Origin of the sequence: Mesorhizobium sp. B2-3-14 (assembly GCF_006442175.1) — a bacterium.
Taxonomy (GTDB): Bacteria; Pseudomonadota; Alphaproteobacteria; order Rhizobiales; family Rhizobiaceae; genus Mesorhizobium; species Mesorhizobium australicum.
In genome coordinates, this window is record NZ_VFVP01000002.1 from 98,443 (window position 1) to 121,121 (window position 22,679).

The 22,679-nt window shown below is 63.2% G+C and carries 22 protein-coding genes; 9 read left to right on the forward strand and 13 right to left on the reverse strand.

The features are described 5' to 3' along the window. Nucleotides 1-50: 50 nt before the first annotated feature. Nucleotides 51-983, reverse strand: coding sequence for an alpha/beta hydrolase (locus FJ950_RS05105; protein WP_140615576.1), 933 nt, complete (start codon nucleotides 981-983; stop codon nucleotides 51-53). Nucleotides 984-1,168: 185 nt separating this feature from the next. Here FJ950_RS05105 and FJ950_RS05110 point away from each other — a divergent pair, with 185 nt between their 5' ends. Next, entirely contained in the window at nucleotides 1,169-2,176 is a 1,008-nt protein-coding gene (locus tag FJ950_RS05110) for a ribonuclease (RefSeq protein WP_140615578.1), read from the forward strand. Between the two features lie 169 nt (nucleotides 2,177-2,345). On the opposite strand, the gene FJ950_RS05115 is transcribed toward FJ950_RS05110, so the two are convergent. Then, on the reverse strand, nucleotides 2,346-3,632 hold the full coding sequence (locus tag FJ950_RS05115; protein WP_140615580.1) for a GGDEF domain-containing protein: 1,287 nt from the start codon (nucleotides 3,630-3,632) through the stop codon (nucleotides 2,346-2,348). Nucleotides 3,633-3,885: 253 nt separating this feature from the next. On the opposite strand from FJ950_RS05115, the gene ettA reads away from it, so the two are divergent. The 3 genes from ettA (at nucleotide 3,886) to FJ950_RS05130 (ending at nucleotide 7,611) form a co-directional block, all read left to right on the forward strand. Next, complete coding sequence (gene ettA / locus FJ950_RS05120) at nucleotides 3,886-5,535, forward strand: energy-dependent translational throttle protein EttA (RefSeq protein ID WP_015317172.1); 1,650 nt, start codon at nucleotides 3,886-3,888, stop codon at nucleotides 5,533-5,535. A 44-nt stretch (nucleotides 5,536-5,579) separates the two neighbouring features. Then, complete coding sequence (gene tam / locus FJ950_RS05125) at nucleotides 5,580-6,350, forward strand: trans-aconitate 2-methyltransferase (RefSeq protein ID WP_140615582.1); 771 nt, start codon at nucleotides 5,580-5,582, stop codon at nucleotides 6,348-6,350. A gap of 139 nt (nucleotides 6,351-6,489) precedes the next feature. After that, nucleotides 6,490-7,611: a beta-ketoacyl-ACP synthase III gene (locus FJ950_RS05130; RefSeq protein WP_140615584.1), complete on the forward strand. Its 1,122-nt coding sequence runs from the start codon at nucleotides 6,490-6,492 to the stop codon at nucleotides 7,609-7,611. 12 nt (nucleotides 7,612-7,623) lie between these two features. Here the strand turns inward: FJ950_RS05130 and FJ950_RS05135 are convergent, their stop codons facing one another. Continuing rightward, nucleotides 7,624-8,190, reverse strand: coding sequence for an isoprenylcysteine carboxylmethyltransferase family protein (locus FJ950_RS05135; RefSeq protein WP_140615586.1), 567 nt, complete (start codon nucleotides 8,188-8,190; stop codon nucleotides 7,624-7,626). A gap of 181 nt (nucleotides 8,191-8,371) precedes the next feature. Here FJ950_RS05135 and FJ950_RS05140 point away from each other — a divergent pair, with 181 nt between their 5' ends. Beyond that, nucleotides 8,372-9,001, forward strand: a complete 630-nt coding sequence (locus tag FJ950_RS05140) for an MOSC domain-containing protein (RefSeq protein WP_140615588.1) — start codon at nucleotides 8,372-8,374, stop codon at nucleotides 8,999-9,001. 40 nt (nucleotides 9,002-9,041) lie between these two features. On the opposite strand, the gene FJ950_RS05145 is transcribed toward FJ950_RS05140, so the two are convergent. From FJ950_RS05145 to tsaA, 3 genes are all read right to left on the reverse strand, one after another. Next, nucleotides 9,042-9,881, reverse strand: coding sequence for an SDR family oxidoreductase (locus tag FJ950_RS05145; RefSeq protein ID WP_140615590.1), 840 nt, complete (start codon nucleotides 9,879-9,881; stop codon nucleotides 9,042-9,044). Nucleotides 9,882-10,033: 152 nt separating this feature from the next. After that, on the reverse strand, nucleotides 10,034-10,348 hold the full coding sequence (locus FJ950_RS05150) for a DUF2293 domain-containing protein (RefSeq protein ID WP_140615592.1): 315 nt from the start codon (nucleotides 10,346-10,348) through the stop codon (nucleotides 10,034-10,036). Then, complete coding sequence (tsaA, locus tag FJ950_RS05155) at nucleotides 10,345-10,869, reverse strand: tRNA (N6-threonylcarbamoyladenosine(37)-N6)-methyltransferase TrmO (protein WP_140615594.1); 525 nt, start codon at nucleotides 10,867-10,869, stop codon at nucleotides 10,345-10,347. Before tsaA ends, FJ950_RS05150 begins: the two co-directional genes overlap by 4 nt. Before the next feature lie 175 nt (nucleotides 10,870-11,044). On the opposite strand from tsaA, the gene FJ950_RS05160 reads away from it, so the two are divergent. Beyond that, nucleotides 11,045-12,067 (forward strand): metalloregulator ArsR/SmtB family transcription factor, encoded by a 1,023-nt coding sequence (locus tag FJ950_RS05160; RefSeq protein ID WP_140615596.1) that lies wholly within the window; start codon nucleotides 11,045-11,047, stop codon nucleotides 12,065-12,067. Next, complete coding sequence (gene metF, locus FJ950_RS05165) at nucleotides 12,067-12,978, forward strand: methylenetetrahydrofolate reductase [NAD(P)H] (protein WP_140615598.1); 912 nt, start codon at nucleotides 12,067-12,069, stop codon at nucleotides 12,976-12,978. The genes FJ950_RS05160 and metF overlap by 1 nt, the downstream gene beginning before the upstream one ends. Before the next feature lie 434 nt (nucleotides 12,979-13,412). On the opposite strand, the gene FJ950_RS05170 is transcribed toward metF, so the two are convergent. After that, complete coding sequence (locus FJ950_RS05170) at nucleotides 13,413-14,330, reverse strand: DMT family transporter (protein WP_140615600.1); 918 nt, start codon at nucleotides 14,328-14,330, stop codon at nucleotides 13,413-13,415. A gap of 307 nt (nucleotides 14,331-14,637) precedes the next feature. Between FJ950_RS05170 and FJ950_RS05175 the strand changes: the two genes are divergently transcribed. Further along, a complete protein-coding gene (locus FJ950_RS05175) occupies nucleotides 14,638-15,858 on the forward strand; it encodes an alanine racemase (RefSeq protein WP_140615602.1) in 1,221 nt (406 codons plus the stop codon). Nucleotides 15,859-15,957: 99 nt separating this feature from the next. On the opposite strand, the gene FJ950_RS05180 is transcribed toward FJ950_RS05175, so the two are convergent. Next, nucleotides 15,958-17,136 (reverse strand): lytic murein transglycosylase, encoded by a 1,179-nt coding sequence (locus FJ950_RS05180; RefSeq protein ID WP_140615604.1) that lies wholly within the window; start codon nucleotides 17,134-17,136, stop codon nucleotides 15,958-15,960. Nucleotides 17,137-17,422: 286 nt separating this feature from the next. Beyond that, a complete protein-coding gene (locus FJ950_RS05185; protein WP_015317187.1) occupies nucleotides 17,423-18,223 on the reverse strand; it encodes a GH25 family lysozyme in 801 nt (266 codons plus the stop codon). A gap of 288 nt (nucleotides 18,224-18,511) precedes the next feature. Here FJ950_RS05185 and FJ950_RS05190 point away from each other — a divergent pair, with 288 nt between their 5' ends. Next, complete coding sequence (locus tag FJ950_RS05190) at nucleotides 18,512-19,891, forward strand: serine hydrolase (RefSeq protein WP_140615606.1); 1,380 nt, start codon at nucleotides 18,512-18,514, stop codon at nucleotides 19,889-19,891. Between the two features lie 28 nt (nucleotides 19,892-19,919). Here FJ950_RS05190 and FJ950_RS05195 read toward each other — a convergent pair whose 3' ends face one another. The 4 genes from FJ950_RS05195 to FJ950_RS05210 form a co-directional block, all read right to left on the reverse strand. Beyond that, nucleotides 19,920-20,228 carry a HigA family addiction module antitoxin gene (locus FJ950_RS05195; RefSeq protein ID WP_015317189.1) on the reverse strand — a complete coding sequence of 103 codons (309 nt, stop codon included), beginning with the start codon at nucleotides 20,226-20,228 and terminating at the stop codon, nucleotides 19,920-19,922. 8 nt (nucleotides 20,229-20,236) lie between these two features. Then, complete coding sequence (locus FJ950_RS05200) at nucleotides 20,237-20,533, reverse strand: type II toxin-antitoxin system RelE/ParE family toxin (protein ID WP_140615608.1); 297 nt, start codon at nucleotides 20,531-20,533, stop codon at nucleotides 20,237-20,239. A 163-nt stretch (nucleotides 20,534-20,696) separates the two neighbouring features. After that, entirely contained in the window at nucleotides 20,697-21,362 is a 666-nt protein-coding gene (locus FJ950_RS05205) for a class I SAM-dependent methyltransferase (protein ID WP_140615610.1), read from the reverse strand. Then, complete coding sequence (locus tag FJ950_RS05210) at nucleotides 21,359-22,657, reverse strand: DUF3419 family protein (protein ID WP_041163423.1); 1,299 nt, start codon at nucleotides 22,655-22,657, stop codon at nucleotides 21,359-21,361. The genes FJ950_RS05205 and FJ950_RS05210 overlap by 4 nt, the downstream gene beginning before the upstream one ends. Between the last annotated feature and the right edge of the window lie 22 nt (nucleotides 22,658-22,679).

Here is a 22,679-nt window from a genome sequence, read left to right on the forward strand (position 1 = left end):
TCTATCAAGCCCGGCGGCGGCTGTCACGGTTCTTGCGATGGGCCAAACCGTCAGGCTTTCAGGACAGCGTCCGCCCAGTTGGCGAAATCGTCCATGACGGTATCCCGGTTCACCTCGTTCAGGCCCTCGTGGCGGGTGCCGGGGTAAACCTTCGAAACCAGATTAGAAAAGCCCATCTTGCGCATGCGGTTCGCGAGATGGGTGATGCCCTTGCCATAGTCCGAGGCAGGGTCTTTCTCGCCGCCAACGATGGCGACGGGAAGGTCGCGCCGGATGCCGGCAAAGGCCGCATCCTTGCCGCCGTTCAGCGCCATGGCAACCACATCGCGCCACATCGATATGGAGGCATCCCAGCCGCAGAGCGGATCGGCGATGTATTTCGCGACCTCCGCCTCGTCGCGCGAAAGCCAGTCGAACAAGGTGCGATGGTCGAGGACCGCCTTGCCCCAGGCCTGGAAGGTGAGTTTCGGCAGCAGGCGCGACGGGACATCGGAGCCCAGCCGCATCCGTTCCCAGGCCAGGATGCCGAGCGCCACCTGGCCGAGCAGGCCTTGCGAGAAATTGCCGTTCCAGATGGCGGCGGCATGGATCCGATTCGAGTGCCGTAACAAGTAGTTCAGCGCCACGGACGCGCCCATCGAGTGGCCGAAAAGGATCACCGGCAGGTCAGGCTGTTCGCGGGCGATAAGATCGCGGATGGCGTCGACATCGGCGATCACCTTGGCCGGGCCGTCCTTGTCGGCGAATCTGCCGAGCGGCGCGTCGGGCGCCCTGGTCGTCCCATGGCCACGGTGATCATGGACATAGACATGGAAACCCCGAGCGGCCAGGAAACCGGCGAAGCGGTCGTAGCGCCCGGCATGCTCGGCCAGGCCATGATTGATCTGGACCACCGCACGCGGAGAGCTGTCGGCCTGCCGGATGAACAGATTGAGGTCGGCGCCGGTCGGCGAGCGGACCACGCGCTGCTGGCTGAATGGCATGCCGGCTGGCCTCCCCCTGGTTCCGCCCTTGCAATGTCCAACGTGTGCGCCGGCGCCTGATTTGCGTCAATCGGGCCTGCCGGCTTTTCCGCGACGATCTTTCTTGCCACGAGCCCGCAAAATATCGCAATTCTGACATGGAGACAGTTTCAGTCTGTCGCCCACTTTCCAGCAGGGGATTCTCCATGCGCATTGCTGTTGTTTTCGGATTGGCCTTGCTGGCGGGGTCGCTGGCAGGCGCGGCGCATGCCGACGTCAAGATGAGCGGCACCTTCGTGGCCGACGCTGCCTGTCCCGCGACGCAGGCGATCAAGAACGCCAAGAACCCCGGCAATGTCTCGACCGATGCGGGCAAGACCTATCAATTGCTGGCCGGCAACAAGGACGCTCCGACCCACTACCTCATCCTGGTGCCGGGCGCCGATCCCGAGCGCCGTTGGGTGAAGGTCAGCTGCGGCCATCTCTCGGGCAGCAGTGCGGTGACCGCGCCGGCGGCACCGGGCGGGCAAGGCAAGCCGGCGGCCTCGGGAAAACCCGAATATGTTTTCGCGCTGAGCTGGCAGCCGGCCTTCTGCGAGACCAAGTCGAACAAGACCGAATGCAAGGCGCAAAGCCCTGGCGAATTCGACGCCACCAATTTCACGCTGCACGGCCTGTGGCCGCAGCCGAACGGCAATTTCTATTGCCAGGCTACTGCCAGCGACAAGGCCAATGACAATCCGGCTCACTGGCAGGACCTGCCACCGGTCAACCTCGATGCCGAGACCCGCGCCGAACTCGACAGGGTGATGCCGGGCACCGCCTCGAAGCTGGAACGGCATGAATGGATCAAGCACGGCACCTGCTATGGCAAAAGCCAGCAGGAGTATTTTTCCGACGCCCTTCATTTGATGCGTGAGGTCAACAGCTCGCCCGTGCGCGACCTCTTCGCCAAAAATATCGGCGGCAAGCTGACCGCGGACCAGATCCGCAGCGCCTTCGACCAGTCCTTCGGCGCGGGAGCAGGGGACCGGGTGCGTGTGTCCTGCCTTATCGATCCGTCGAGCGGCCGGCGGCTGATCGGGGAACTGACGCTTGGCCTTGCCGGCCCGATCGGTCCGAACAGCTCGCTCAAGGATCTGCTGCTGGCCTCCGTGCCGACCAACAAGGCCGGTTGCCCGACCGGCACGGTCGACGCGATCGGGTTCCAGTAACGCACGGGCACGGATTTAGGCAGCCAGCCGGGCTTTCGCTTGCCGTGCCTGCTGTTATGTTGGCATGGCGGTGTTCATTCAGCGGGGGTTGCATGAGTGGCATGACGAGCAGCGCGCCGGCACGGCAGGGGAAATCGTAGCGACAAGGTTGGGTCTGGACTGACTTTGGCTAGATCTGCGCGGACCTGGTCCAGGCGATATCGGCGTCGGCTTCATGCCCGCCGGGTTCACCGACGACGCGGTCGCGTCCGGTCGATTTCGCCTTGTAAAGACGCTGGTCGGCGAGCGCGAACAGGTCGGCCAGGCACTGCGTCGTTTCGCTGACGGTGGAAACGCCGGCGCTGACGGTCAAATCGAACCGGCTGGTGGCGGCCGATGCCTTGAGCGCGGTGCGGACGCTTTCGCCGAAGAGCCTGGCGACGGAATGCGGACGCGAACTCAGGATCGCGAATTCCTCGCCGCCGATCCGGAACACCTGGTCCTCGACGCCTGCCGCCTCGCAAAGTACGGTTGCGACCGCCTTCAGCACCTTGTCGCCTTCGGCATGGCCGAAACGATCGTTGATCGACTTGAAGTGGTCGACGTCGACGATGAGCAGGCTGAGCGGCCTCGCCGTGCGCAGGCTGGACTGGACGGCGGCCTCGCCATCGGCATCGAAGCGTCCCCTGTGCAGCAGTCCGGTCAGGCCATCGCGGCCGACATGTTCGACCAGCGCCTCGTAGCGTTCGCGATAGGTCAAGGTCTCGAAGATGTCGGTCAGCCCACGCGGCATCTGGACATCCCGGACCTCGAACCATTTGAGATAGGCGACCAGCATGGCGCTGAAGGTCAGTGCCGCCGCCATCTTGGCGAACCAGCCGCCGAAGAAGACCGCGATCGGCGCGCCGGCAACGAAATGCAGCGCGGTGAAGAACCCCGCCTGATCGAAAGTCAGCACGCAGGCGACGCAAATCAGGATGCGTGCGAACCGCGCCTTGCGCAGGACGCGTCCAAGTTTCTCATAGAGCAGGATGATCAGGATGGCATCGACGAACAGCAGCGTCGTGCCCCAAACCATCAGCCAGCCCATCTCGTCGATGAAGCCGATATCGGGGAGCCGGCCATCGGGAAGCGGAGCGATGGCGTGCAGGCGCAGGAGCAGGACCAGACCGATCATCAGCGCATTGCCGAGCAGCAGGCCATAGATCGGCTGCCGCACTGTGGCGGCATCCTCCTTCATGTAGAGCAGAAGGAGCATCACCAGCTTGCCCGAAAACAGCACCGCCGAGCCCGGCGAGACCATGCCGAACGGCAGCGCGACGTAGAAGACGCTGGCGAGATAGGTTTCCAGGAAATGCATGACGCCGAGTGCGCAGATGAAGACGCCCAGGCCGATGCGCTTGCGGAAGCGGAAAAGCGTCACCATGACGCTGAAGTAGACGATCGCTTCGGCAAGGAGCAGGAAACTGTTCAGCAATGCCGTCGATCCGCTCTCTGTTCGAAATCGCGGCCAGCCAGCGATTCCACTCCGATCCTGTTTTGACGTGGAAGGGTTAACCGGAGATTTCCGCGCGCCATCGACCGGTTGAAAACCTGGCTGTCGGTGCACACTTGTCCGTGTGGTTGGCCTGATATGGCAAAAGCGATTGCCGTTCGGCGCCGCATCGCCTACATAGCGGCCAACCTCCATTCAATTCGACAAATCCAGTCATTTTTCAGGGAAAGCGCGCGTGGCACGCCAGTTCATCTATCACATGGCCGGCCTCAACAAGGCCTATGGCACCAAGAAGGTGCTCGAGAACGTTCATCTGTCCTTCTACCCGGACGCCAAGATCGGCATCCTGGGCCCAAACGGCGCCGGCAAGTCGACGATCCTCAAGATCATGGCCGGCATCGACAAGGACTGGAGCGGTGAGGCGTGGCTCGCCGAAGGCGCCACTGTCGGCTACCTGGCGCAGGAGCCGGCGCTTGATCCGGACAAGACCGTGTTCGAAAACATCATGGAAGGTGTCGCGGCCAAGACCGCCATCATCGAGCGTTACAACGAATTGATGATGAACTATTCCGACGAGACGGCCGACGAGTCGGCCAAGCTCCAGGACGAGATGGACCGGCTGAACCTGTGGGATCTCGAACAGCAGGTCGAGATGGCAATGGAAGCGCTGGGCTGCCCGCCCAAGGATGCCAACGTCACCAAGCTATCGGGTGGCGAGCGCCGCCGGGTCGCGCTCTGCCAGCTGCTGCTTCGCCAGCCTGATCTTCTGCTGCTCGACGAGCCGACCAACCATCTCGATGCCGAGACGACGGCGTGGCTGGAAAAGCATCTGCGCGCCTATCCGGGCGCCGTGATGATCATCACCCACGACCGCTACTTCCTCGACAATGTCACCGGCTGGATTCTCGAACTCGATCGCGGACGCGGCATTCCTTATGAGGGCAACTACACCAAGTACCTCGAAGCCAAGGCCAAGCGCCTCAAGCAGGAAGGCCGCGAGGACGACGCCCGCCAGCGCGCCATCGGCCGCGAGCGCGAGTGGATCCAGTCGAGCCCGAAGGCTCGCCAGACCAAGTCCAAGGCGCGTATCCAGGCGTTCCAGGATCTGCTCGATGCAGCCGACAAGCGGCGGCCGACGGATACGCAGATCGTCATCCCGCATGGCGAGCGGCTCGGCAACGTGGTCATCGAGGTCGAGGGCCTGTCGAAAGGCTTCGGCGACACGCTGTTGATCGAAGGCCTCGAATTCAAGCTGCCGCCGGGTGGCATTGTCGGCGTCATCGGCCCGAACGGCGCCGGCAAGACGACATTGTTCCGCATGATCACCGGCCAGGAAAAGCCGGATGCGGGTTCTGTCCGCGTCGGCGAGACGGTCAAGCTCGGCTATGTCGACCAGAGCCGCGACGCGCTCGATCCGTCAAAGACCGTGTGGGAAGAAATCTCGGGCGGCGCCGAAGTGGTCAAGCTCGGCAAGTTCGAGGCCAACACCCGCGCTTATTGCGCGTCCTTCAACTTCCGCGGCGGCGACCAGCAGCAGAAGGTCGGCAACCTCTCCGGCGGTCAGCGCAACCGTGTGCACCTGGCCAAGATGCTGAAGACCGGCGGCAATGTTCTGCTGCTCGACGAACCGACCAACGATCTCGATACGGAAACGCTGGCGGCACTCGAAGACGCGCTGGAAAATTTCGGCGGCTGCGCGGTCATCATCTCGCACGATCGCATGTTCCTCGACCGTCTGGCGACGCACATCCTCGCCTTCGAGGGCGACAGCCACGTCGAATGGTTCGAGGGCAATTTCGAGGATTACGAGCAGGACAAGATCCGCCGGCTCGGACCCGAAGCCGTCAACCCGCACCGCATGACCTACAAGAGGCTGACGCGGTAAGGGGCACCGGGCGGCGAATTCTCAAGCTGACATGAGGAGCCCGGATGGCTGACTGGTCCGCCGCCCAATATCTGAAATTCGAGGACGAGCGCACGCGGCCCGCGCGCGACTTGGCGGCACTGATTCCGGTCGACTTCCCGCGCCGGGTTGTCGATATCGGCTGCGGGCCGGGCAATTCGACCGAACTGCTGGTCGAGCGCTGGCCGGATGCGCAAGTGAGCGGCTTCGACACGTCTCCCGACATGATCGAGAAGGCGAGGGCGCGGCTGCCCAATGTTAGCTTCGACCTCGCCGATGCGTCGACATGGCAGCCGGTCGAGCCGGTCAACGTGATCTTCGCCAACGCCGTCTTCCAGTGGCTGCCGGAGCATCCGGCGGTGTTCCAGCGCCTGATGGGTTTTCTGGCCCCCGGCGGCGCGCTAGCCGTCCAGATGCCCGACAATATGGCCGAGGATTCGCATCGCCTGATGCGGGAGACCGCCGCCGAAGCGCCTTTCGCGGCAAAGATCAGGGATGCGGCCCGTGCGCCGCTGCCGCCGGTGTCGTTCTACTACGACCTGCTGTCGCCGCTCTCGGCTCGGCTCGACATCTGGCACACCATCTACAACCATCCGCTGGCCGATGCCGAGGCGATCGTCGAGTGGGTGAAGTCGACAGGGCTGAAGCCCTTCCTCGATCCGCTGGACGCGGATGAGCGCAAGCTGTTCCTCGACAGCTACACGGCCAAGATCGCCAAGGCCTATCCGAAGACCGCCGATGGCAAGGTGCTGCTGCGTTTCCCCCGCATTTTCATCGTCGCCAAGGGGGCGGGATAGGCTGGCGAAAAACCTTGGTTTAAGCCGGCCTAAACCTTGGTTTAAGCCGGCGTAAACCGGCCGAGTGAGAAAAATGTTGCGCCGGAACGTTTCGGCGCCCACATCAAGCCGCAACGCCCGCGGATGGACGGACTTAAACATGCATCGCGTCATCATCAGCGGCATCGGCGCTGAAATTCCCAAGCCTGTCATCACGAATGAGGAACTGGTCGCCAGCTTCAATGCCTGGGTCGACACCGAGAACGCGCGGCGCCAGGATACCGGCGAGACGCTGCTGCAGAAATCGGATGCCGACTTCATCGTTCATGCTTCAGGTGTGAAGTCCCGCCACGTGGTCGAGCGTGAAGGCATTCTCGACCCCACCCGCATGGCGCCGCGCATTCCGGCGCGTCCGGACGACGCGCTCTCGCTGCAGGCGGAATTCGGCATCGCTTCGGCTCGGAAGGCGATCGAGCACGCCGGGGTCGAGGCCTCGGACATCGATCTGGTGATCTGCTCGTCCTCGCATCAGCAGAGGCCATATCCGGCGATCGCCATCGAAATGCAGGAGGCGCTGGGCACGAGGGGCGCGGGCTTCGACATGGGGCTTGGCTGTTCGTCGGCCGCGGCTGCGCTGCACATGGCGGTCAATCTGGTGCGCTCGGGCGCGCACAAGCGCATCCTGGTGACGACGCCGGAAATCATCACCGGCCATCTCAATTTCCGCGACCGGCAGACGCATTTCATCTTCGGGGACGCTTCGGTGTCGATGGTGGTGGAGGGGCTGGCCCAGGGTGAGAGGCGGCCGGGCCGCTTCGAGGTGCTGGACACGCGCATATGGACGCAGATGTCGAACAACATCCGCACCAATCTCGGCTATCATACCCGTACCGCCCAGGATGATCCCTACAGGATCGACCTGGAAGGCAACCTCATCAAGCAGGTCGGCAACAAGGTGTTCAAGGAAGTCACCGTCGCCGGGCACAAATTCATCGTCGAATTCCTCGCCGAACACGGGCTGACGCCGCAAGCGGTGCGGCGCTTCTGGCTGCACCAGGCCAATGCGCGCATGAATGCGATGATCCTGAAACTGGCGTTCGGCCACGATGTCGGCCATGACCGCGCGCCGATGGTGCTGGAACGACTGGGCAACACCGCCGGCGCGGGAGCCATCATCGCGCTGTCGGAGAACCATGCCGACATGAAACCGGGCGATCACGGCCTGATCTGCGCCTTCGGTGCGGGATATTCGATCGGTGGCGCGCTGCTGAGAATGCTCTGAGGTGATGCCGCGCTAGGCCGGCGTGAAGGGAACCAGCATCGGCACCCGCCTGGCGTAATCGTCATAGGCGGGTCCGAGTTCGTCGCGCAGGAAACGCTCCTCCAGCCTCGCCTTGATGACGACGCCGATGATGAGCAGGGCCGTACCTGCAATGCCCCAGACCGTGCCCTTTGCCGCCATGGTGGCAACCACAGCCAGCAGCAGCCCGGTGTAGATCGGATGCCGGACCAGGCGATAGGGGCCGGTGTCGACCACGCGATGATCCGCCTTGGCTGTGACTGTGGCGGACCACAACCGCCCGAGATGGATGCGTGCCCACCATGCGAAGCCGATGCCGACCGCGATCAGGGCAACGCAGACCCAGGCTTCGGCAAGGGTCGGCGTCCACAATCTCAGCCTGCCTTGATAGCTGTGCGCCGGAACGAACAGCAGGACGGTGCCGGCCAGCCAGAAGACGCGATAGCGGGCCTCCGCTCCGATGGTGGCGCGCTTTTGGGCTGGATCGGCCCAGGATGCAGCGACGATCCAGGATACCACCCAGAACAGCCAGAGCGCTGCGATGGCGTGTCCAACCTGCATGCCGAACCTCCTCCTCCCGACTGGCGCCGAATATATATAGGCGGCGCGGCGGCAATGGGATGCGCTCGCTGCAACATGACGGCATTTCCGGTAATAACGTCGTGATCGGCATCAAACGCAGTGATCGGATCATCAGCGCTTTCGACTGGACCGCATTGTCCGAGGCCTCTAGACCAGCAGCATGCAGGAAACAAACCTAGAACTTTTTCCAACTGCCGAGCCCACGATCGACATCGTCCCGGGCCGCAAGCTGACGGCAAAGGCAGTGGCGCTCTATGCCGCTCCGTCCGATCATTTCGAGACGAAAGCCGTCGAGGAATTGGATCTTGGCTTCGACGGAATCGCGAATGACTTCCATTCCGGAATGACGCGGCGTTCCGGTGGGCGCGAGCCTTGGTATCCGCGCGGCACGGAGATGCGCAACGAGCGGCAATTGTCGCTGGTTGCCGCGGACGAGCTTTCGATCGTCGCCGAGCGCATGGGCCTGAAGGAGATCAAGCCGGAATGGATCGGCGCCAATATGCTGATCGAGGGTGTGCCACATCTGTCGATGCTGCCGGCCGGCTCACTGATGTTCTTCGAAGGGGGCGTGACGATCAAAATCGACGCGCAGAACAAGCCGTGCCGGGTCGCCGGGCAATCCATCGCCACGCATGTCCATGCATCGGATCGCGATGCAGCCGCACTGCTCTTCCCGCAGACGGCGAAGCGGCTGCGTGGCCTTGTCGCCTGGGTTGAAAAACCCGGCGTGGTCAGGGTCGGCGAAGAGATTTCGGTGCGTGTGCCGGAGCAATGGATTTACAAGGCATAGCTACGCCGCCCAGCAGGCGGCGTAGCTATTACGGTCGGCGTCAGCCCTTGCGGTTCTTGTTGACGCCTTGCGCCATGACGGAGACGTGGTCCCACTTGTCCCAGGTGGCGAGGCGGTTGGCGTATTCCTGGCGTATCATCGGCAGGCCGCCATCGCCGAAGAACACCCTCAGCGGCGGCTCTGCCGCATCGACGATGGCCAGCATCGCCGGTCCGGTCGCCTCGGGATCGCCAGCAACCGAGTTGGCGCGGCGCTCGGCCATCTTGGCGCGGGCGGGCGCATAGGCCTCGATCGGCTTGGAGACCTTGGCCGATGCTCCCGACCAGTCGGTGGAGAAGCCGCCCGGCTCGACCAGCGTGACATGAATGCCGAATTCCGCGACCTCGATGCTGAGCGACTGGCTGAAGGCTTCCAGCGCCCATTTCGAGGCATGGTAGAGGCCGAGCGAGGCAAAGGCATTGACGCCGCCGATCGACGAGATCTGGATGATGTGGCCGGAGCGCTGCGCCCGCATGATCGGCAGGACAGCCTGGGTAACCCACAGCGCGCCGAACACATTGGTCTCGATCTGGTCGCGGGCTTCCTGTTCGCTGACTTCCTCGATGGCGCCGAAATGGCCGTAGCCGGCATTGTTGATGACGACGTCGAGCCGGCCAAAGCGCTTGTGCGCCTCGGCGACAGCGGCATCGACGGCTTTCTTGTCGGTGACGTCGAGCTTTATGGCGGCGATGTTGTCGCCGTATCTATCGACGAGATCGGCGAGCGTGGCGGTGTCGCGGGCGGTCGCTGCAACGCGGTCGCCACGCGCCAGTGCGGCCTCGGCCCAGACGCGGCCAAAGCCTTTCGACGATCCGGTGATGAACCAAACCTTTGATGTCATGTGTGGAATCCTTGCCCCTGCGGGGCGCAATTTCTGGATGGAAGCGGAGGCTTCTCCGCTTTCGGGCATATACGGCCTGTTCCGTGATTTTCCAGAGGCGAGGGGGAATCTTTTTGAACAAAACGCAGAGCGCCATCTCCCCGGCAGTGGCCTCATTCCTCCTCGTCGTCGGCGTCGAGCAGGCGCGTGGCGCGCCAGCGCGTGAGCATGGTGTTGGTTTGGTCGATGACGAAGAAACGGGCGGAGTCGCGGTCATAGCCCTCGGCCAGCAGCTTTTCGTAATCGGTGTGCATGTGGCGGATGTGGGCGATCGTCGCCAGCCATACCGCGATCGTCGGCGGCAAGGTTTTCATATGGACCGAGCCGGCGTCGGTGCGGATCTTCTCCATGTCGGCATAAGGCGCCAGCGGCAGAAGTGCTGTCAAAGCCTTGGCGATGGCGCGGCGGCGGCCGGTGGGCGCGGTCATTGCTCCCCGCGCCCCTCAACGGTCGCCTCGGCAATGGCATCGGTCGAGGCGAAATATGGTTTGATGTCGATGACCGGCGTGCCGTCGAGCACGTCAATGGCGTCGAAGTCGACGCGCCCAGTGCCGATGTCCAATCCGACGAGCTTGGCTATGTGCAGGCCGATTGGGTTCGGCCGGGCAGGGGAGCGCAGGCCGAATACGCCTTTCGCTTCAGCCGCATGGCGGGGTTTCTGCACAATCAGATTCCGCGGCGCGTGATGCAGCCAGGACAGGATGACGACGTGGCTGGCGCGCTCCAGCCCGCGCAGGCCCGCACGATAGGGCGCATCGATGGCCAGCACCGCGGGCTGTCCCGCCTCGCGCGCGGCGCGCATGTTCTTCGGGCAGCTATCCCGGGTGATCCACGGCGAGGCAATACGGCCGATGAAGACGATGCCGGCGTCCGGCGGCATCAAGGCCGGATCCTGGTCCAGTCTCTGCTCGCCTTCGCGAGCCTCGAACATCTCACGCGGTTCGGTCATTGCCTGTCTCTGTGCTGGTGCATGCCATTGTCTCAAAACCGCTAGACGTTTCGGGCTGATCCGGACCGGGAAATCACGCATGCGGCATTTTCTGGTCCGGAAGCGACATAGCGCTTGCAAGGTCGCCGAATTCGACATAAACATATGTTTATATCTTTTCAAAGAGAATACGCTGATGCATGTCTCGCTCGACACCATGGTGGATACGCTGAAGGCGGCGGCCGAATCCAGCCGCCTGCGCATATTGGCATTGTTGTCGCGTGGCGACCTCACCGTTTCCGACCTTACCGAAATTCTCGGCCAGTCGCAGCCGCGTGTCTCGCGCCACCTGAAGCTGCTGCTCGAGGCGGGGCTGATCGGCCGCTACCAGGAAGGGTCGTGGGCGTTCTTCCGCCTGTCGGACGCCGATTCGGCGCGAGACTTCGTGATGAGGCTGGTTGCCGGCATTCGCGGCGCCGATCCGCAGGTCGAGCGTGATCTGGAGCGACTGACCTCGGTCAAGCGCAAGCGCCAGGACCGCGCCACCGCGTACTTTTCGCAGAACGCCGCAAGCTGGGATCATATCCGCTCGCTGCATGTGCCCGACCGTGCGGTGGAGGCCGCGATGCTGAAGCTGGTCGGCAAGCGGCCGTTCCAGTCCATGCTCGACCTTGGCACCGGCACCGGGCGGCTGCTCGAAATCTTCTCGCCGCTCTACCGGCGGGGGGTCGGCATCGACATGTCGCGAGAGATGCTGACCGTGGCGCGCGCCAATCTCGACAAGGCCGGCGTTTCGAACGCGCAGGTGCGGCAGGGCGATATCTTTTCGCCGCCGGTCGAGCGCGATGCCTTCGATCTCGTCACCATCCACCAGGTGCTGCACTATCTCGACGACCCGGCCCGCGCCATCCATGAGGCGGCGCGGCTGCTTCGGCCGGCCGGCCGTCTCGTCATCGTCGATTTCGCGCCGCACACACTGGAATTCCTGCGCGACGAGCATGCGCATATGCGGCTGGGCTTTTCCGACCGGCAGATCGGAGAGTGGTTCTCCGAAGCCGGCCTCGATCTCGAGGATGCCCAGGAGTTCGAACCGCGCGGCGGCAACGAGGCCAGGCTCACCGTCAAGCTTTGGCTTGGCCGCGACCGGCGCCTGCTGATCGCCGATCCTGCCAATGCCAGCCAGCAGACCAGAGTGAGCTCGATAGGGGAAATCGCCTGATGAACCAGTTTCGTTTTTCCCGCCGGCCCGATATCGGCGACAAGGTCAGGGTTTCGTTCGAGTTCTTCCCGCCGAAGAACGACGAGATGGAGGCAAGACTGTGGGATACGGTCACAAGGCTCGAGCCGCTGCAGCCGAAATTCGTCTCGGTGACCTATGGCGCCGGCGGTTCGACGCGTGAGCGCACGGCGCGCACCATCGGCCGTATCCTGAAGGAGACCAGCCTGACGCCGGCCGCGCACATGACTTGCGTCGACGCCGCTCGCCATCAGGTCGACGCCGTGATCCAGGAATTCACCGACATGGGGGTGAAACGCTTCGTCGCCTTGCGCGGCGATCCGGCGGAAGGCGTCGGCGCCGCCTACCGACCGCATCCGGACGGCTACGCCAACGGCTCCGAGCTGGTCGGGGCGCTGAAGCACGCCGGCGATTTCGACATCTCGGTTTCGGCCTATCCGGAAAAGCATCCGGAAAGCCCTGACTTCGCCACCGACATCGACATGCTGAAGCGCAAGGTGGACAACGGCGCGACGCGGGCGATCACCCAGTTCTTCTTCGACAACGATCTCTACGAGCGTTACGTCGAGCGCGCGCGCCGCGCCGGCATCTACATCCCGATCGTTCCCGGCATCCTGCCGGTGCACAATTTCACCCAGGTCGCCAATTTCTCGGCGCGCTGCGGCGCGCTGGTGCCGGCATGGCTGGCCGAGCGTTTCGACGGCCTGCAGAACGACCCTCAGACGCATGCGCTGGTGGCATCCGCCGTGGCCGCCGAACAGGTGCTGGACCTGGTCGAGCGCGGCGTGGGCGATTTCCACTTCTACACAATGAACCGGGCCGACCTCGTCTTCGCGGTCTGCCATATGATCGGCATCCGCTCGCATGAGGTGGCGGGCTCCGCTGCTGCCTGAGGGTCAGTCGGGTAAGCAAAAGGCCGGGTAAAAACCCGGCCTTTCGAATCGGTTGGACTATTTGGTGCTGGTCTTCCCCGTCTTGGCGGGTTCAGGGAAGGACGCCCATAATGAGGGCGCCGATGAAAGCAAACGCAGCACAAATCATCAATGCGTTGATTGGCCTCGTAAGTCCCATGACATAGCCTCCTCTTAAAGAGCTATGCCCTGGAGTCTAGGTTCATTTGTGCCACAGGCAAGCGGAAAATGTGCTGCATTGCGACGTGATTGTGGATTTTGCGACTTCGGTTTCGCCGTTAGCCGTTGAAACTCCTTGGCAAAAACCCGCTTCATGCCTGTGAATAAATTATGGCGGTGGCGTGTCGATGCTGTGTCATGGCAGCGCTACCCTCGCAAAAGTCGCCTTCGACTTTCGCGATTGCACATGCCGAGCTCTAACGCCGTCCGAACACTCGCCCGTCGATTGTCAGAAGACCAAGTCCGATCAGCACCACACCGCCGATCTCAAACGATTCCAGCCGCTCGCCAAGGAAAAGAAAGCCGAGCAGCATGGCACTGGCCGGCACGATCAGCGTGACCAGCGAGGCGTTGGTTGCCCCGGCCGAGGCGACGAGGTTGAAGTAGAGGATGTAGGCGAAGGCCGTCGAAAGAAGCGCCAGCGCCAACACCGCCGCCCACACCGGCGCCGAGGCGGAGAACAGGCCGGCCGGGCCATGGGCGAAGAGCACGATCGGGATCATGATGATGGTCGAAGCCGTCAACTGCCCGGTGGCGACGACTGGCGAGGGCACGCCCTTGAAACGGCGGGCGACCATCAGCGCGATACCGTAGGACAGCGAGGCGCCGATCAGCGCGAATTTGGCCCAGACAGGGCCGCCGAGCCCCGCCAGCAGGCCGGGACCGATCATCACAGCGGTGCCGGCGACACCGAGCCCAATGCCGGCGAGCTTGTTCCAGGACAGCTTTTCATCTGATGTCAACGCATTGGCCAGGAGCAGCGTCCAGAACGGCGTCGTGGCATTGAGGACGGAAGCGACGCCGGCCCCCAATTGGGTTTGACCGGCAAAGATCAGCGAGAACGGGACGACATTGTTGGTGAAGGCCAGTAGGAAGAACAGGCCGGCATGCGGCAGAGCGGCGCGGAAGGACGGTCCGCGCAAGCCGAGATAGAGCTGCAGGGCTATCGCCGCGATGGCGACGCGAAACAGCACCAGCACCAGCGGTTGAAGCTCCGCCACCGCGATGCGGGCGAAGAAGAACGAGCCGCCCCAGATGGCGCCGAGCAGCAGCAATTGCCCCCAGTCCCTGAGCGTCATCGGTCCGCGTGGCGCAGATGCAGCGGTCACTGCCATATGAATCCTCTCCAGACAGCCGGAATGCCAGCCGACAGGCGGAAGCCATATCTGGTCCGGGGGCAAGGGCCACCCGAAACCCGACCGGCAGCCAAGCCTTTCGGCAAAGGCCAGTGCCGTGCCGTCAGGAGCACGAGACACAGAATTGTTTTCGTTGCAGCGCCGCGCGCCTCCAGAGATGCGCAAAGGACGCTTGCAAGGCTCATCCCTGGCGCATGATCCCTTCCGAAGTCGAAATTAACTTTCGGGGTCATGCGCTAGCCGCTAGCTTGGATTAATTGTGCGAGCTGAAGTCGAGGATTCGTCCATGCAGCGATTCGAGAATGCAAGCGAGGCTGCACTGGCGCTTCGCCCGGACGACCCGGTCTACTGCTTTCGCCCGCAGGTCTTGAAGGCGGATGCGAAGCAGTTCATGGGCATGTTCCCCGGCAAGACCGCCTACGCGGTCAAGACCAATGGCGAGCAGATCGTGCTGAAGACGCTGGTCGAGGCCGGCGTCACCGCCTTCGACGTCGCTTCACCAGGCGAGTTCGCCGCCGTGCGCGCCGTCTCGCCCGATGCGGAGATGCTCTACATGCATCCGGTCAAGGCGCAGTCGGACATCAAGCTGGCTTTGGAGAAATACGGCATTCGCGTCATCTCGCTCGACCATGAGGACGAGATCACCAAGCTGACCCGCGTGGTGCGGGCGCTCGATATCGACCCGGGCGCGGTCAGCGTCTTCGTTCGTGTGCAGACAAAGGGCCATGCCGCCTACGAGTTGTCCAAGAAATTCGGCGCCGGGCCTGCCTATGCGGTCGAACTCGCCGAGCGGCTGAACCGCACCGGCTACAAGGTCGGCCTGTGTTTCCATGTCGGCAGCCAGATCGAGGATCCCGACACCTATGAGCGGGCGCTGGCCTCGGCCGACTGGGTGCGCAACCGGCTGACCTTCGACATTGCCGGGCTCGATGTCGGCGGCGGTTTCCCGGCCGAATATGGCCATGATCCCAACCGCAAGCAGATCGAAATGCCGTCGCTCGGCCAGATCATGTCGCGGCTCTCCGGCGACCTGAAGGAATATCAGTTCGACCAGATGCCGTTGGTGGCCGAGCCAGGCAGGGTGATCGTGGCGCGCTGCCTGTCGCTGATCGTGCGCGTGCTGCTGCGCAAGGGCAAGCGGCTCTACATCAATGACGGTATCTGGGCGTCGCTGTCGGATTCGTGGACCGGCAAGATCACGCTGCCGGCGCGGTTCATTCCCGATCCGGCGATCCGTACGCGCAATGGCGATGAGAAGAACATCGTGCCGTTCAAGGTCTGCGGCGCGACCTGCGATTCCGTCGACATCCTGTCGCGGCCGTTCTGGCTGCCGGAAACCGTCGACACCGGCGACTGGATCGAGATCGGCCATATCGGCGCTTACTCGCTGTCGCTCAGGACCCGCTTCAACGGCTTCTATCCCGACACCTTCGTCGAGGTCACGACGCCCTTCGACGAGGGCGACGCGCCGGTGGGGTTCGCGAGTTTGGAGACGATGGCGGATTAGGAAAAAGGGGTGAGTAGTCAGTAGTCATGAGTAGTCAGCAGGGAATCTCTATATCTCACTACCCACTACCCACTACCCACTACCCACTACTCGCTCTCTTCACAATTTTCCCAACAGCTCCGGCGTCGGCCAGCCATCGACCGGCATGCCGAGGCGCATCTGCTCCTTGCGGATGGCTTCACGGGTGTTGGTGCCCAAAATGCCGTCGACGGTGCCGACGTCGTAGCCCCTGGCTTCGAGCTTGGTCTGCAGTTCTTTCATCTGCTCATTGTTGAGGCCGGGCTCGGGATTGCGCGGGTCAAGCGGCGGCGCGCCCGCCAGCCGCGCGGCGAGATTGGCCGCGGTCAGCGCGTAGGTGAAGGACTGGTTCCATTCGAGATAGACGTCGAAATTCTCGTAGGTGAGGAAGGCCGGGCCCTTGCGGCCCATGGGCAGCGCCAGGCCGGCCTTCAGCCCCTTGTCGGCCAGCGGCGAGCCGTCGGGGTTGGTGACGCCCCACTGCGCCCACTGTGTCAGCGGCAATTTGTTGGTGCGCCCGGTCTGGTCCCACGGCATCTCCTCGGGCACACGCACTTCCTGGATCCAGGGTTCGTCCCGCTTCCAGCCGCGCGACAGCACCTTGTTGCCCGTGGTCATGATCACGTCGGGCACGGAGCCGCGCAGATCGATTTTGCCGTCGCCGTCGCCATCGATGCCCCGCGCGAGATAGTCGGATGGCAGGATCTGCGTCTGGCCAATCTCGCCGGCCCAGGCGCCGGTGACGTCGGCCGGCAGCACGCCGCGATCGATCAGTTCCAGGAGCGGCACCAGTTGCTGGCGGAAAAGCTGCGGGCGGCGGCAGTCATGCGACAGCGTCACCAATGCGCTCAGCGTATGGAAATCGCCCTGCACGGCGCCGAAATCCGTTTCAAGCGCCCAGAAGGCGGTGATGACGGGGGCCTGGACGCCGAACTGCTGGTCGGCGCGGGCGAAGATGTCGGCGTATTTCTTCATGTTCGCGGCACCTTGCTTCAGCCGGTAAGCCGAGATCATGCGGTTGGAAAACTGGACGAAGGTTTGCGTGAAGACGCCCTGCGCACGGTCGCGCGCCAGAGCCCTCTCGTCGATCCTGGCGTCCTCCAGCGCATCAAGACCGACCGCGCCGACACCGGCAGCCTTGGCTTCCGCCGCCACACCCTGCTTCCAGGTTTCGAAATCGCCGCCGCATTCCTGCGCCATCGCCGGTAAGGCCGTGGCGCACAAGAACAGCGCCGCGAGGGCTTGGGAACGCAGTCGCATCAGCTTCCTTTCGAAACGAGAGGGCATTGTCGTGCCTGAAAGCGCAACGCCCTGAATTACCAGCGGTTGCACTCTTTAGCGCTGGCTGTGTCGAAAGCAGGCGGCAGGCCCGGTGTCAACGGCTGATCTGTCGCAATCACTATTCCCGCGGCTTGCTGCCGTTGTCACGGTGTCAACGGGTCTTCTGCCGCAACCACCATTCCCGCGGCTTGCTGCCGTTGCCACGGTGTCAACGGGTCTGCTGCCGCAGTGCCTCTCCAGGCGGCTTGCTGCCGTTGCCACGGCGTCAGCGCGTGTTCTGCCGCAGCCACTTGTTCCAGGCGGATTCGGAGCCGTTGAAGACGTTGATGTCGGACTTGCCGGTCATGCCGGGAACGATGCCGGTTCCGGTGTACTGCCAGAAGGTGAAAGGGTGGCTGCCATATTTCTCGCGCGGGTGTCCGGCGACCGAGCGCAGCCAGTAGGGATAGCCGCGGAAGGTCGACAGTTCATTATCGTCGAAGAAGTCGACCGAGGTGTAGATGATCGGCTTCTTGCCGTAATGCCGCTCGACGATTTCGAGGAAGGTCGTCATCTCCGCGCGCACCGTGGCGGCGTCGGGGCGCAGCCGGCAGGTCGGCGAGTTCGGGTTCCATTCCATGTCGAGAACCGGCGGCATGGCGGAGCGGTCGACGGGGACATTCTGGATGAACCAGCGCGCCTGGGTGGCCGCCGGCGTGCAGAAATAGAAGAAATGATAGGCCGCGCGTGGAATCCCGTTGGCTTTCGTGCGCGCCCAGTGCTCGCTGAAATACTCATCGAAACGATCGCCGCCTTCCGTTGCCTTGATGAAGGCGAAGGAGATGCCGCTGGCCTTGGCCGCCGGCCAATCGACCGAGGTCTGGTATTTGGAGACGTCGGTACCATGGACGGCATAATTCCACGGCGCACCGCTGTCCCACTCATGCGGCTTTGAATCGGCAAAGCGCGGCGCGCGCACGGCCACCGTCGGGCTGCTCGACGCGGATGGCGATAGCGGCGAGAGATCGTCCACGGTCGAGCAGGCGCCGAGCAGCGTCAGCATGAAAAGGGCCGCAAGACGGCGCATCCGCAACTTCCAAGCCGGAATCAGCCGGTCGCTGATGGGTCTGTGCACTGATGGCCGAAGCTGGTCTGGCCCCCTCCAGGCGATCGCCCCACGCATCGCCTGGCATATTCGTTTTTCATGCATGTCGTGTCCCAAAACCGCTGCGCGCTTTTGGGCGACATGCATCCCTGTGATCGCCGATCATGGTTGATATCTGGTTTATGGCGCTCGACAAGAGGCCCGATTTTGCGGAAGCAATGGCGGCAATTCGATGACATAAGCGTCAGGCGAATGCCTGGGAGGCAAGGGATGCGGTTCGTCGTCAAGATCGTCAAATGGCTGCTTGGTCTGATCGTGCTGGCTATCGCCGCGCTGTTTGCCTGGCTCTATATCGCGCCGCCGGAACTGATCCGCGTCGGCTCGGGCTATTCGGCCAAGATCGTCTGCTCCAACGTCTTCATCGCCGGGCGCGATGCCAACGAGGTGCTGGCCGTCGACGTGCAGGCGCCGGGCCACCCGCTGCTGCGCTTGATGCGGGTCTCGGTCGACAAGAACCGGGGGACGGTTTCGGCCGGCCTGCTCGGCTTCCTCGGCAAGAGCGAGGCGGTTGCCCGCGACGGGTTGGGCTGCGCCTCGGTCCCCGACGGCGATGTCGGCAAGGCGCGGCGCACGGCAATCCATGCCTCGCCATCGCCGGCCAATCAGGACGCGCTGTGGCCCGAGGGCGAGCGGGTCGATGCCTCGCAAAATCTCGAGGTCTCGAAGATCGTCGGGGATGACGCGCTGGCCGGCACCGGCATGCGCGCGATCGTGGTGATCAAGAACGGCCGCGTCGTCGCCGAACGCTACGGCGACGGTTTTTCGGCCAAGACGCCGCTGCTCGGCTGGTCGATGACCAAGACAGTGAATGCCGCTATCGTCGGCACGCTGGTCAAAGATGGGAAGATGACGGTCGACAACAAGGGCCTGTTCACGCCGTGGAAGGCCGACGGCCGCGCCGCGATCAGCCTTGCCGACATGATGGCGATGTCGAGCGGGCTGGAGTTCAACGAGGATTATGGCGACGTCGCCGACGTCACGCGCATGCTCTATCTCGAACCTGACATGGCGGGCTTTGCCGCAACCAAAACCCTCACCGGTGAGGTCGGCAAGACGTTTTCCTATTCGAGTGGCACGGCGGTGATGCTGTCGCGCCTCTGGCAGGACGCGATCGGCGACAAGGCCAAGGCATTGACGTGGCCGCGCATGGCGCTGTTCGAGCCGCTCGGCATGCGTAGCGCGGTGCTCGAGACCGACGAGCAGGGCACTTTCGTCGGCTCGTCCTATCTCTACGCCACAGCGCATGACTGGGCCCGCTTCGGCCAGTTCCTGCTGCAGGGCGGTGTATGGAACGGCAACCAAATCCTGCCGGCCGGCTTCGTGGAATGGATGCGCGAGCCGGCATCCGCCTCGAAGGTCTACGGCAAGGGCCAGTTATGGATCGAAGCGCCGGGCGACGAGGAAAACCCCGGCGCCGGCGTCGCGGCCGGGCTGCCGAAGGACACTTACTGGATGGAGGGCCATGACGGACAGACCGTCGCCATCATTCCGTCTGAGCAATTGGTGGTGGTGCGGCTCGGGCTAACGCCGGCCAAGTTCAACTACCGCCCGCAAGCAATGGTGGGGGCGCTCGTGAAGGCGCTGCATTAAGCGGCAGTCGGTTGCTGTAGAGTTTCTTCTAGGCCGCGGTCGCCAAAGGCTTGGCGCGATCAATCCGCGCCCGCTCCTCGGGTGAATTCATGACCTGCCAAAGATCGCTGCGGCGCTGCACGTTGAGCCAGAAATCCGGGCTGTTGCCAAAGACCCGCGCCAGAATGAGCGCGGTCGCGGCCGTCACGTTGCGGCGGTCGTTGCACAATTCGTTGACATGCTTGCGCTGAACCCCCATCGCTTCCGCCAAAGCAGCCTGTGTCAGGCCAAGTGGTTGCATAAATTCTTCCGTGAGGATTTCACCCACCGTTGCCGGCTTGCGTGTGGTCATCAACATGTGTCGTCTCATCTGTAGCTATGATCGTCGAGATGGATATCCGACGCTTCACCACGGCCGCCATTCCACCGAAAGATCAGCCGCCATTGGTTGTTGACGCGGATTGAGTGGAAGCCATCGAGACTACCACGCAACTTTTCGAAATGATTGCTCGGCGGTACGCGCAAATCCTGATCGGTCGTCGCGTCATCGATCATCTGGAGCTTGCGGAACAACCGGCCTTCAAGATCGGACGGAATGTTGCGGGAATGGATGTCTTCCACGAAAAAGGCTCGCAGCCATCCGTCTCGAAACCCGACGATCACTTTCTATCTCCAGCATGGAGATAATGTACCACCCTTTGGGTCATTCTGCAATCGCGAAGGGCGAACCCTGCTGATCGCGTTCACCGGATTGACCTTGGAACTGGAGCGTTGGGCCGCCGATGGCGAAAGCGCGCCGGGTTCTACGGCTGTTTTGTCTGCGATGTCAGATGCCGAGCTTGATCACAGCCAGCCAGGAATAACCGTGATAAAGCGTGCGGAAACGGAAGGTTGAGCCGGTTCGCTCGGCTTCCGATTCCAGAACGTCGCGCAGGGATTCACGCGGCGTGACGTGGAATTTTTTCAGCCAGCCGCGCAGCAAGGTGCGGAACCAGCCTGGCAGACCTTCCTGCTGGCCGAAATCGACGACGTGCAGCGAGCCCATCGGGGCCAGCGCGGCAAGTGCCGCCGATACCGTCTTCTCCCAGCCCGGGATCATCGACAGCGAATAGGATACGAAGACGCGGTCGAAGCTGCCTTGGCCAAACAGCGCCTTCGCGTTGAAATCCGTGGCATCGCCCCTTGCCAGCATGACGCGATCAGAGAGGCCTTCGCGGGCAACCGCAGCGCCTGCCGTGTCCAGCATTTCGGCCGAAATATCGAGGCCGAAGAAGCGCGCGTCTGGATAGGCGCGGGCGGCGAGGATGATGTTGCGGCCGGTGCCGCAGCCGAGTTCCAGTACGGTGCCGCCCGATGGCACGTCCAGTCCCGATATCAGCTTGTCGCGGCCGAGCAGGTAGTATTTGCGGGTCAGGTCGTAGACATGGCGCTGCCAGCGGTAGACGCCGTCCATCAGTTCGGCGTGGCTGGCCGGCAGCTCCGTCGTGCTCATGCGGCGCGCTTCACATAGAGGTGGAAGCCGCCATAGATGGCCGAGCGGTCGCGGGCCGAGAATTCGCGCGAGGCCTCGTTCTGGTAATCCCACTGGTCGAGAAGCGAGGTGGAAACGCGGCCCGGCAGCAGGCTGGGCTCGGCAGCGGTGCGGAAAATGACGCGCGCCCCAGTGGAGGCGGAGCGGGTGATTTCCGACCACAGTGCATTGAGCTGGTCATCGGTCATCCAGTCCTGCGCGTCGAGCAGGATGAAACGGTCGACGGCGCCGGCATCCTTGCCGGCGAGGAATTCGATCAGGTTGGCGTGATGGATGGCGACGCGGTCGACATTGCCGCGGATGGTCTCGTAATTGTGCTTTTCCAGATAGGCGGGCAGGGCGGCCTCGCCTGGTTCCGGGTAGCGGCGAGCAAAGGCCTGCCAGGCGAAGTAATTGTTTTCCAAGGGGAAGTCGCAGGCAAGCTTTTCCAAGCGGGCCTTAAGCACGCTGGCCATGGTGCCGTCGCCGGAGGTGATCAGCGAATCATACTGCGCCGGCGGAATGCCGAGACCGAACAGCGAGGCTTTTCGCGAGGTCGCCCATTTCAGAAGCTTCCTGTCGAAGACCGGCGCCAGCTCCTCGTTGAAGAAGCGGCGCTGTTCGCCGATATTCCTGGCTTCCATCATGCGGGCCGGGTTGACGCCGAACAATTTCGCCGTGCGGTGGCCCATGGCGATGAACAGGCCGAGCAGGCCGGTCTGGTAGAAATTGCGGTCGAAGACACCAATACGCCGGCGGCCGCGCCAGTTGCGGTGTTCCCAATAGTGGCGGCTGACCGGGTCGAGATGCGGCGCGATGAAACGGTCGTAGGCTTCCGAATTGTGGCTGGTGTCGGCGGCGCCGAAGAAGCGGAACAGGTCGCTCTGCGAAGGCAGATGGCGGACTGCCTCAAGCTTCATGCGGTTCAGCGCGATGTGAGCGGCGTTGAGGTCGACAGCGTCGATCCGTGCCGGCGAACGGGTAAGGTAGGCCAGGATGTTGCAGCCGCCGGAAGCGATGGTGACGACGCGATGACCCTGGCCAAGTTGCATCGCGTCCATGTCGACGTCAGGGTCTTCCCAGATCTGCGGATAGACAAGGCCGGAAAACAGGAAGGCGAACAGCCGTTCGGAGATGCCGGCTTTCGAAAGCGCGCGGTTCTGGTAGACGGCTTTTCCAACTTCCTTGCCGCGGCGAAAAACCAGGTCCGAGGAGACGTCCGTCATGGCAAAGTGATTCCCCATTTGCTTTGCCGCAAGCGGGTACCGCAGGGTCATGACAGGCCGGTGACGGCCTGTT

Coding starts and splice junctions, on each gene's coding strand:
- FJ950_RS05105 (WP_140615576.1), bottom strand. CDS start 983: ATGCCATTCAGCCAGCAGCGCGTGGTCCGCTCGCCGACCGGCGCCGAC.
- FJ950_RS05110 (WP_140615578.1), top strand. CDS start 1,169: ATGCGCATTGCTGTTGTTTTCGGATTGGCCTTGCTGGCGGGGTCGCTG.
- tam (WP_140615582.1), top strand. CDS start 5,580: ATGGCTGACTGGTCCGCCGCCCAATATCTGAAATTCGAGGACGAGCGC.
- FJ950_RS05130 (WP_140615584.1), top strand. CDS start 6,490: ATGCATCGCGTCATCATCAGCGGCATCGGCGCTGAAATTCCCAAGCCT.
- FJ950_RS05135 (WP_140615586.1), bottom strand. CDS start 8,190: ATGCAGGTTGGACACGCCATCGCAGCGCTCTGGCTGTTCTGGGTGGTA.
- FJ950_RS05140 (WP_140615588.1), top strand. CDS start 8,372: ATGCAGGAAACAAACCTAGAACTTTTTCCAACTGCCGAGCCCACGATC.
- FJ950_RS05145 (WP_140615590.1), bottom strand. CDS start 9,881: ATGACATCAAAGGTTTGGTTCATCACCGGATCGTCGAAAGGCTTTGGC.
- FJ950_RS05150 (WP_140615592.1), bottom strand. CDS start 10,348: ATGACCGCGCCCACCGGCCGCCGCCGCGCCATCGCCAAGGCTTTGACA.
- tsaA (WP_140615594.1), bottom strand. CDS start 10,869: ATGACCGAACCGCGTGAGATGTTCGAGGCTCGCGAAGGCGAGCAGAGA.
- FJ950_RS05160 (WP_140615596.1), top strand. CDS start 11,045: ATGCATGTCTCGCTCGACACCATGGTGGATACGCTGAAGGCGGCGGCC.
- metF (WP_140615598.1), top strand. CDS start 12,067: ATGAACCAGTTTCGTTTTTCCCGCCGGCCCGATATCGGCGACAAGGTC.
- FJ950_RS05170 (WP_140615600.1), bottom strand. CDS start 14,330: ATGGCAGTGACCGCTGCATCTGCGCCACGCGGACCGATGACGCTCAGG.
- FJ950_RS05175 (WP_140615602.1), top strand. CDS start 14,638: ATGCAGCGATTCGAGAATGCAAGCGAGGCTGCACTGGCGCTTCGCCCG.
- FJ950_RS05180 (WP_140615604.1), bottom strand. CDS start 17,136: ATGCGACTGCGTTCCCAAGCCCTCGCGGCGCTGTTCTTGTGCGCCACG.
- FJ950_RS05185 (WP_015317187.1), bottom strand. CDS start 18,223: ATGCGCCGTCTTGCGGCCCTTTTCATGCTGACGCTGCTCGGCGCCTGC.
- FJ950_RS05190 (WP_140615606.1), top strand. CDS start 18,512: ATGCGGTTCGTCGTCAAGATCGTCAAATGGCTGCTTGGTCTGATCGTG.
- FJ950_RS05195 (WP_015317189.1), bottom strand. CDS start 20,228: ATGTTGATGACCACACGCAAGCCGGCAACGGTGGGTGAAATCCTCACG.
- FJ950_RS05205 (WP_140615610.1), bottom strand. CDS start 21,362: ATGAGCACGACGGAGCTGCCGGCCAGCCACGCCGAACTGATGGACGGC.
- FJ950_RS05210 (WP_041163423.1), bottom strand. CDS start 22,657: ATGACCCTGCGGTACCCGCTTGCGGCAAAGCAAATGGGGAATCACTTT.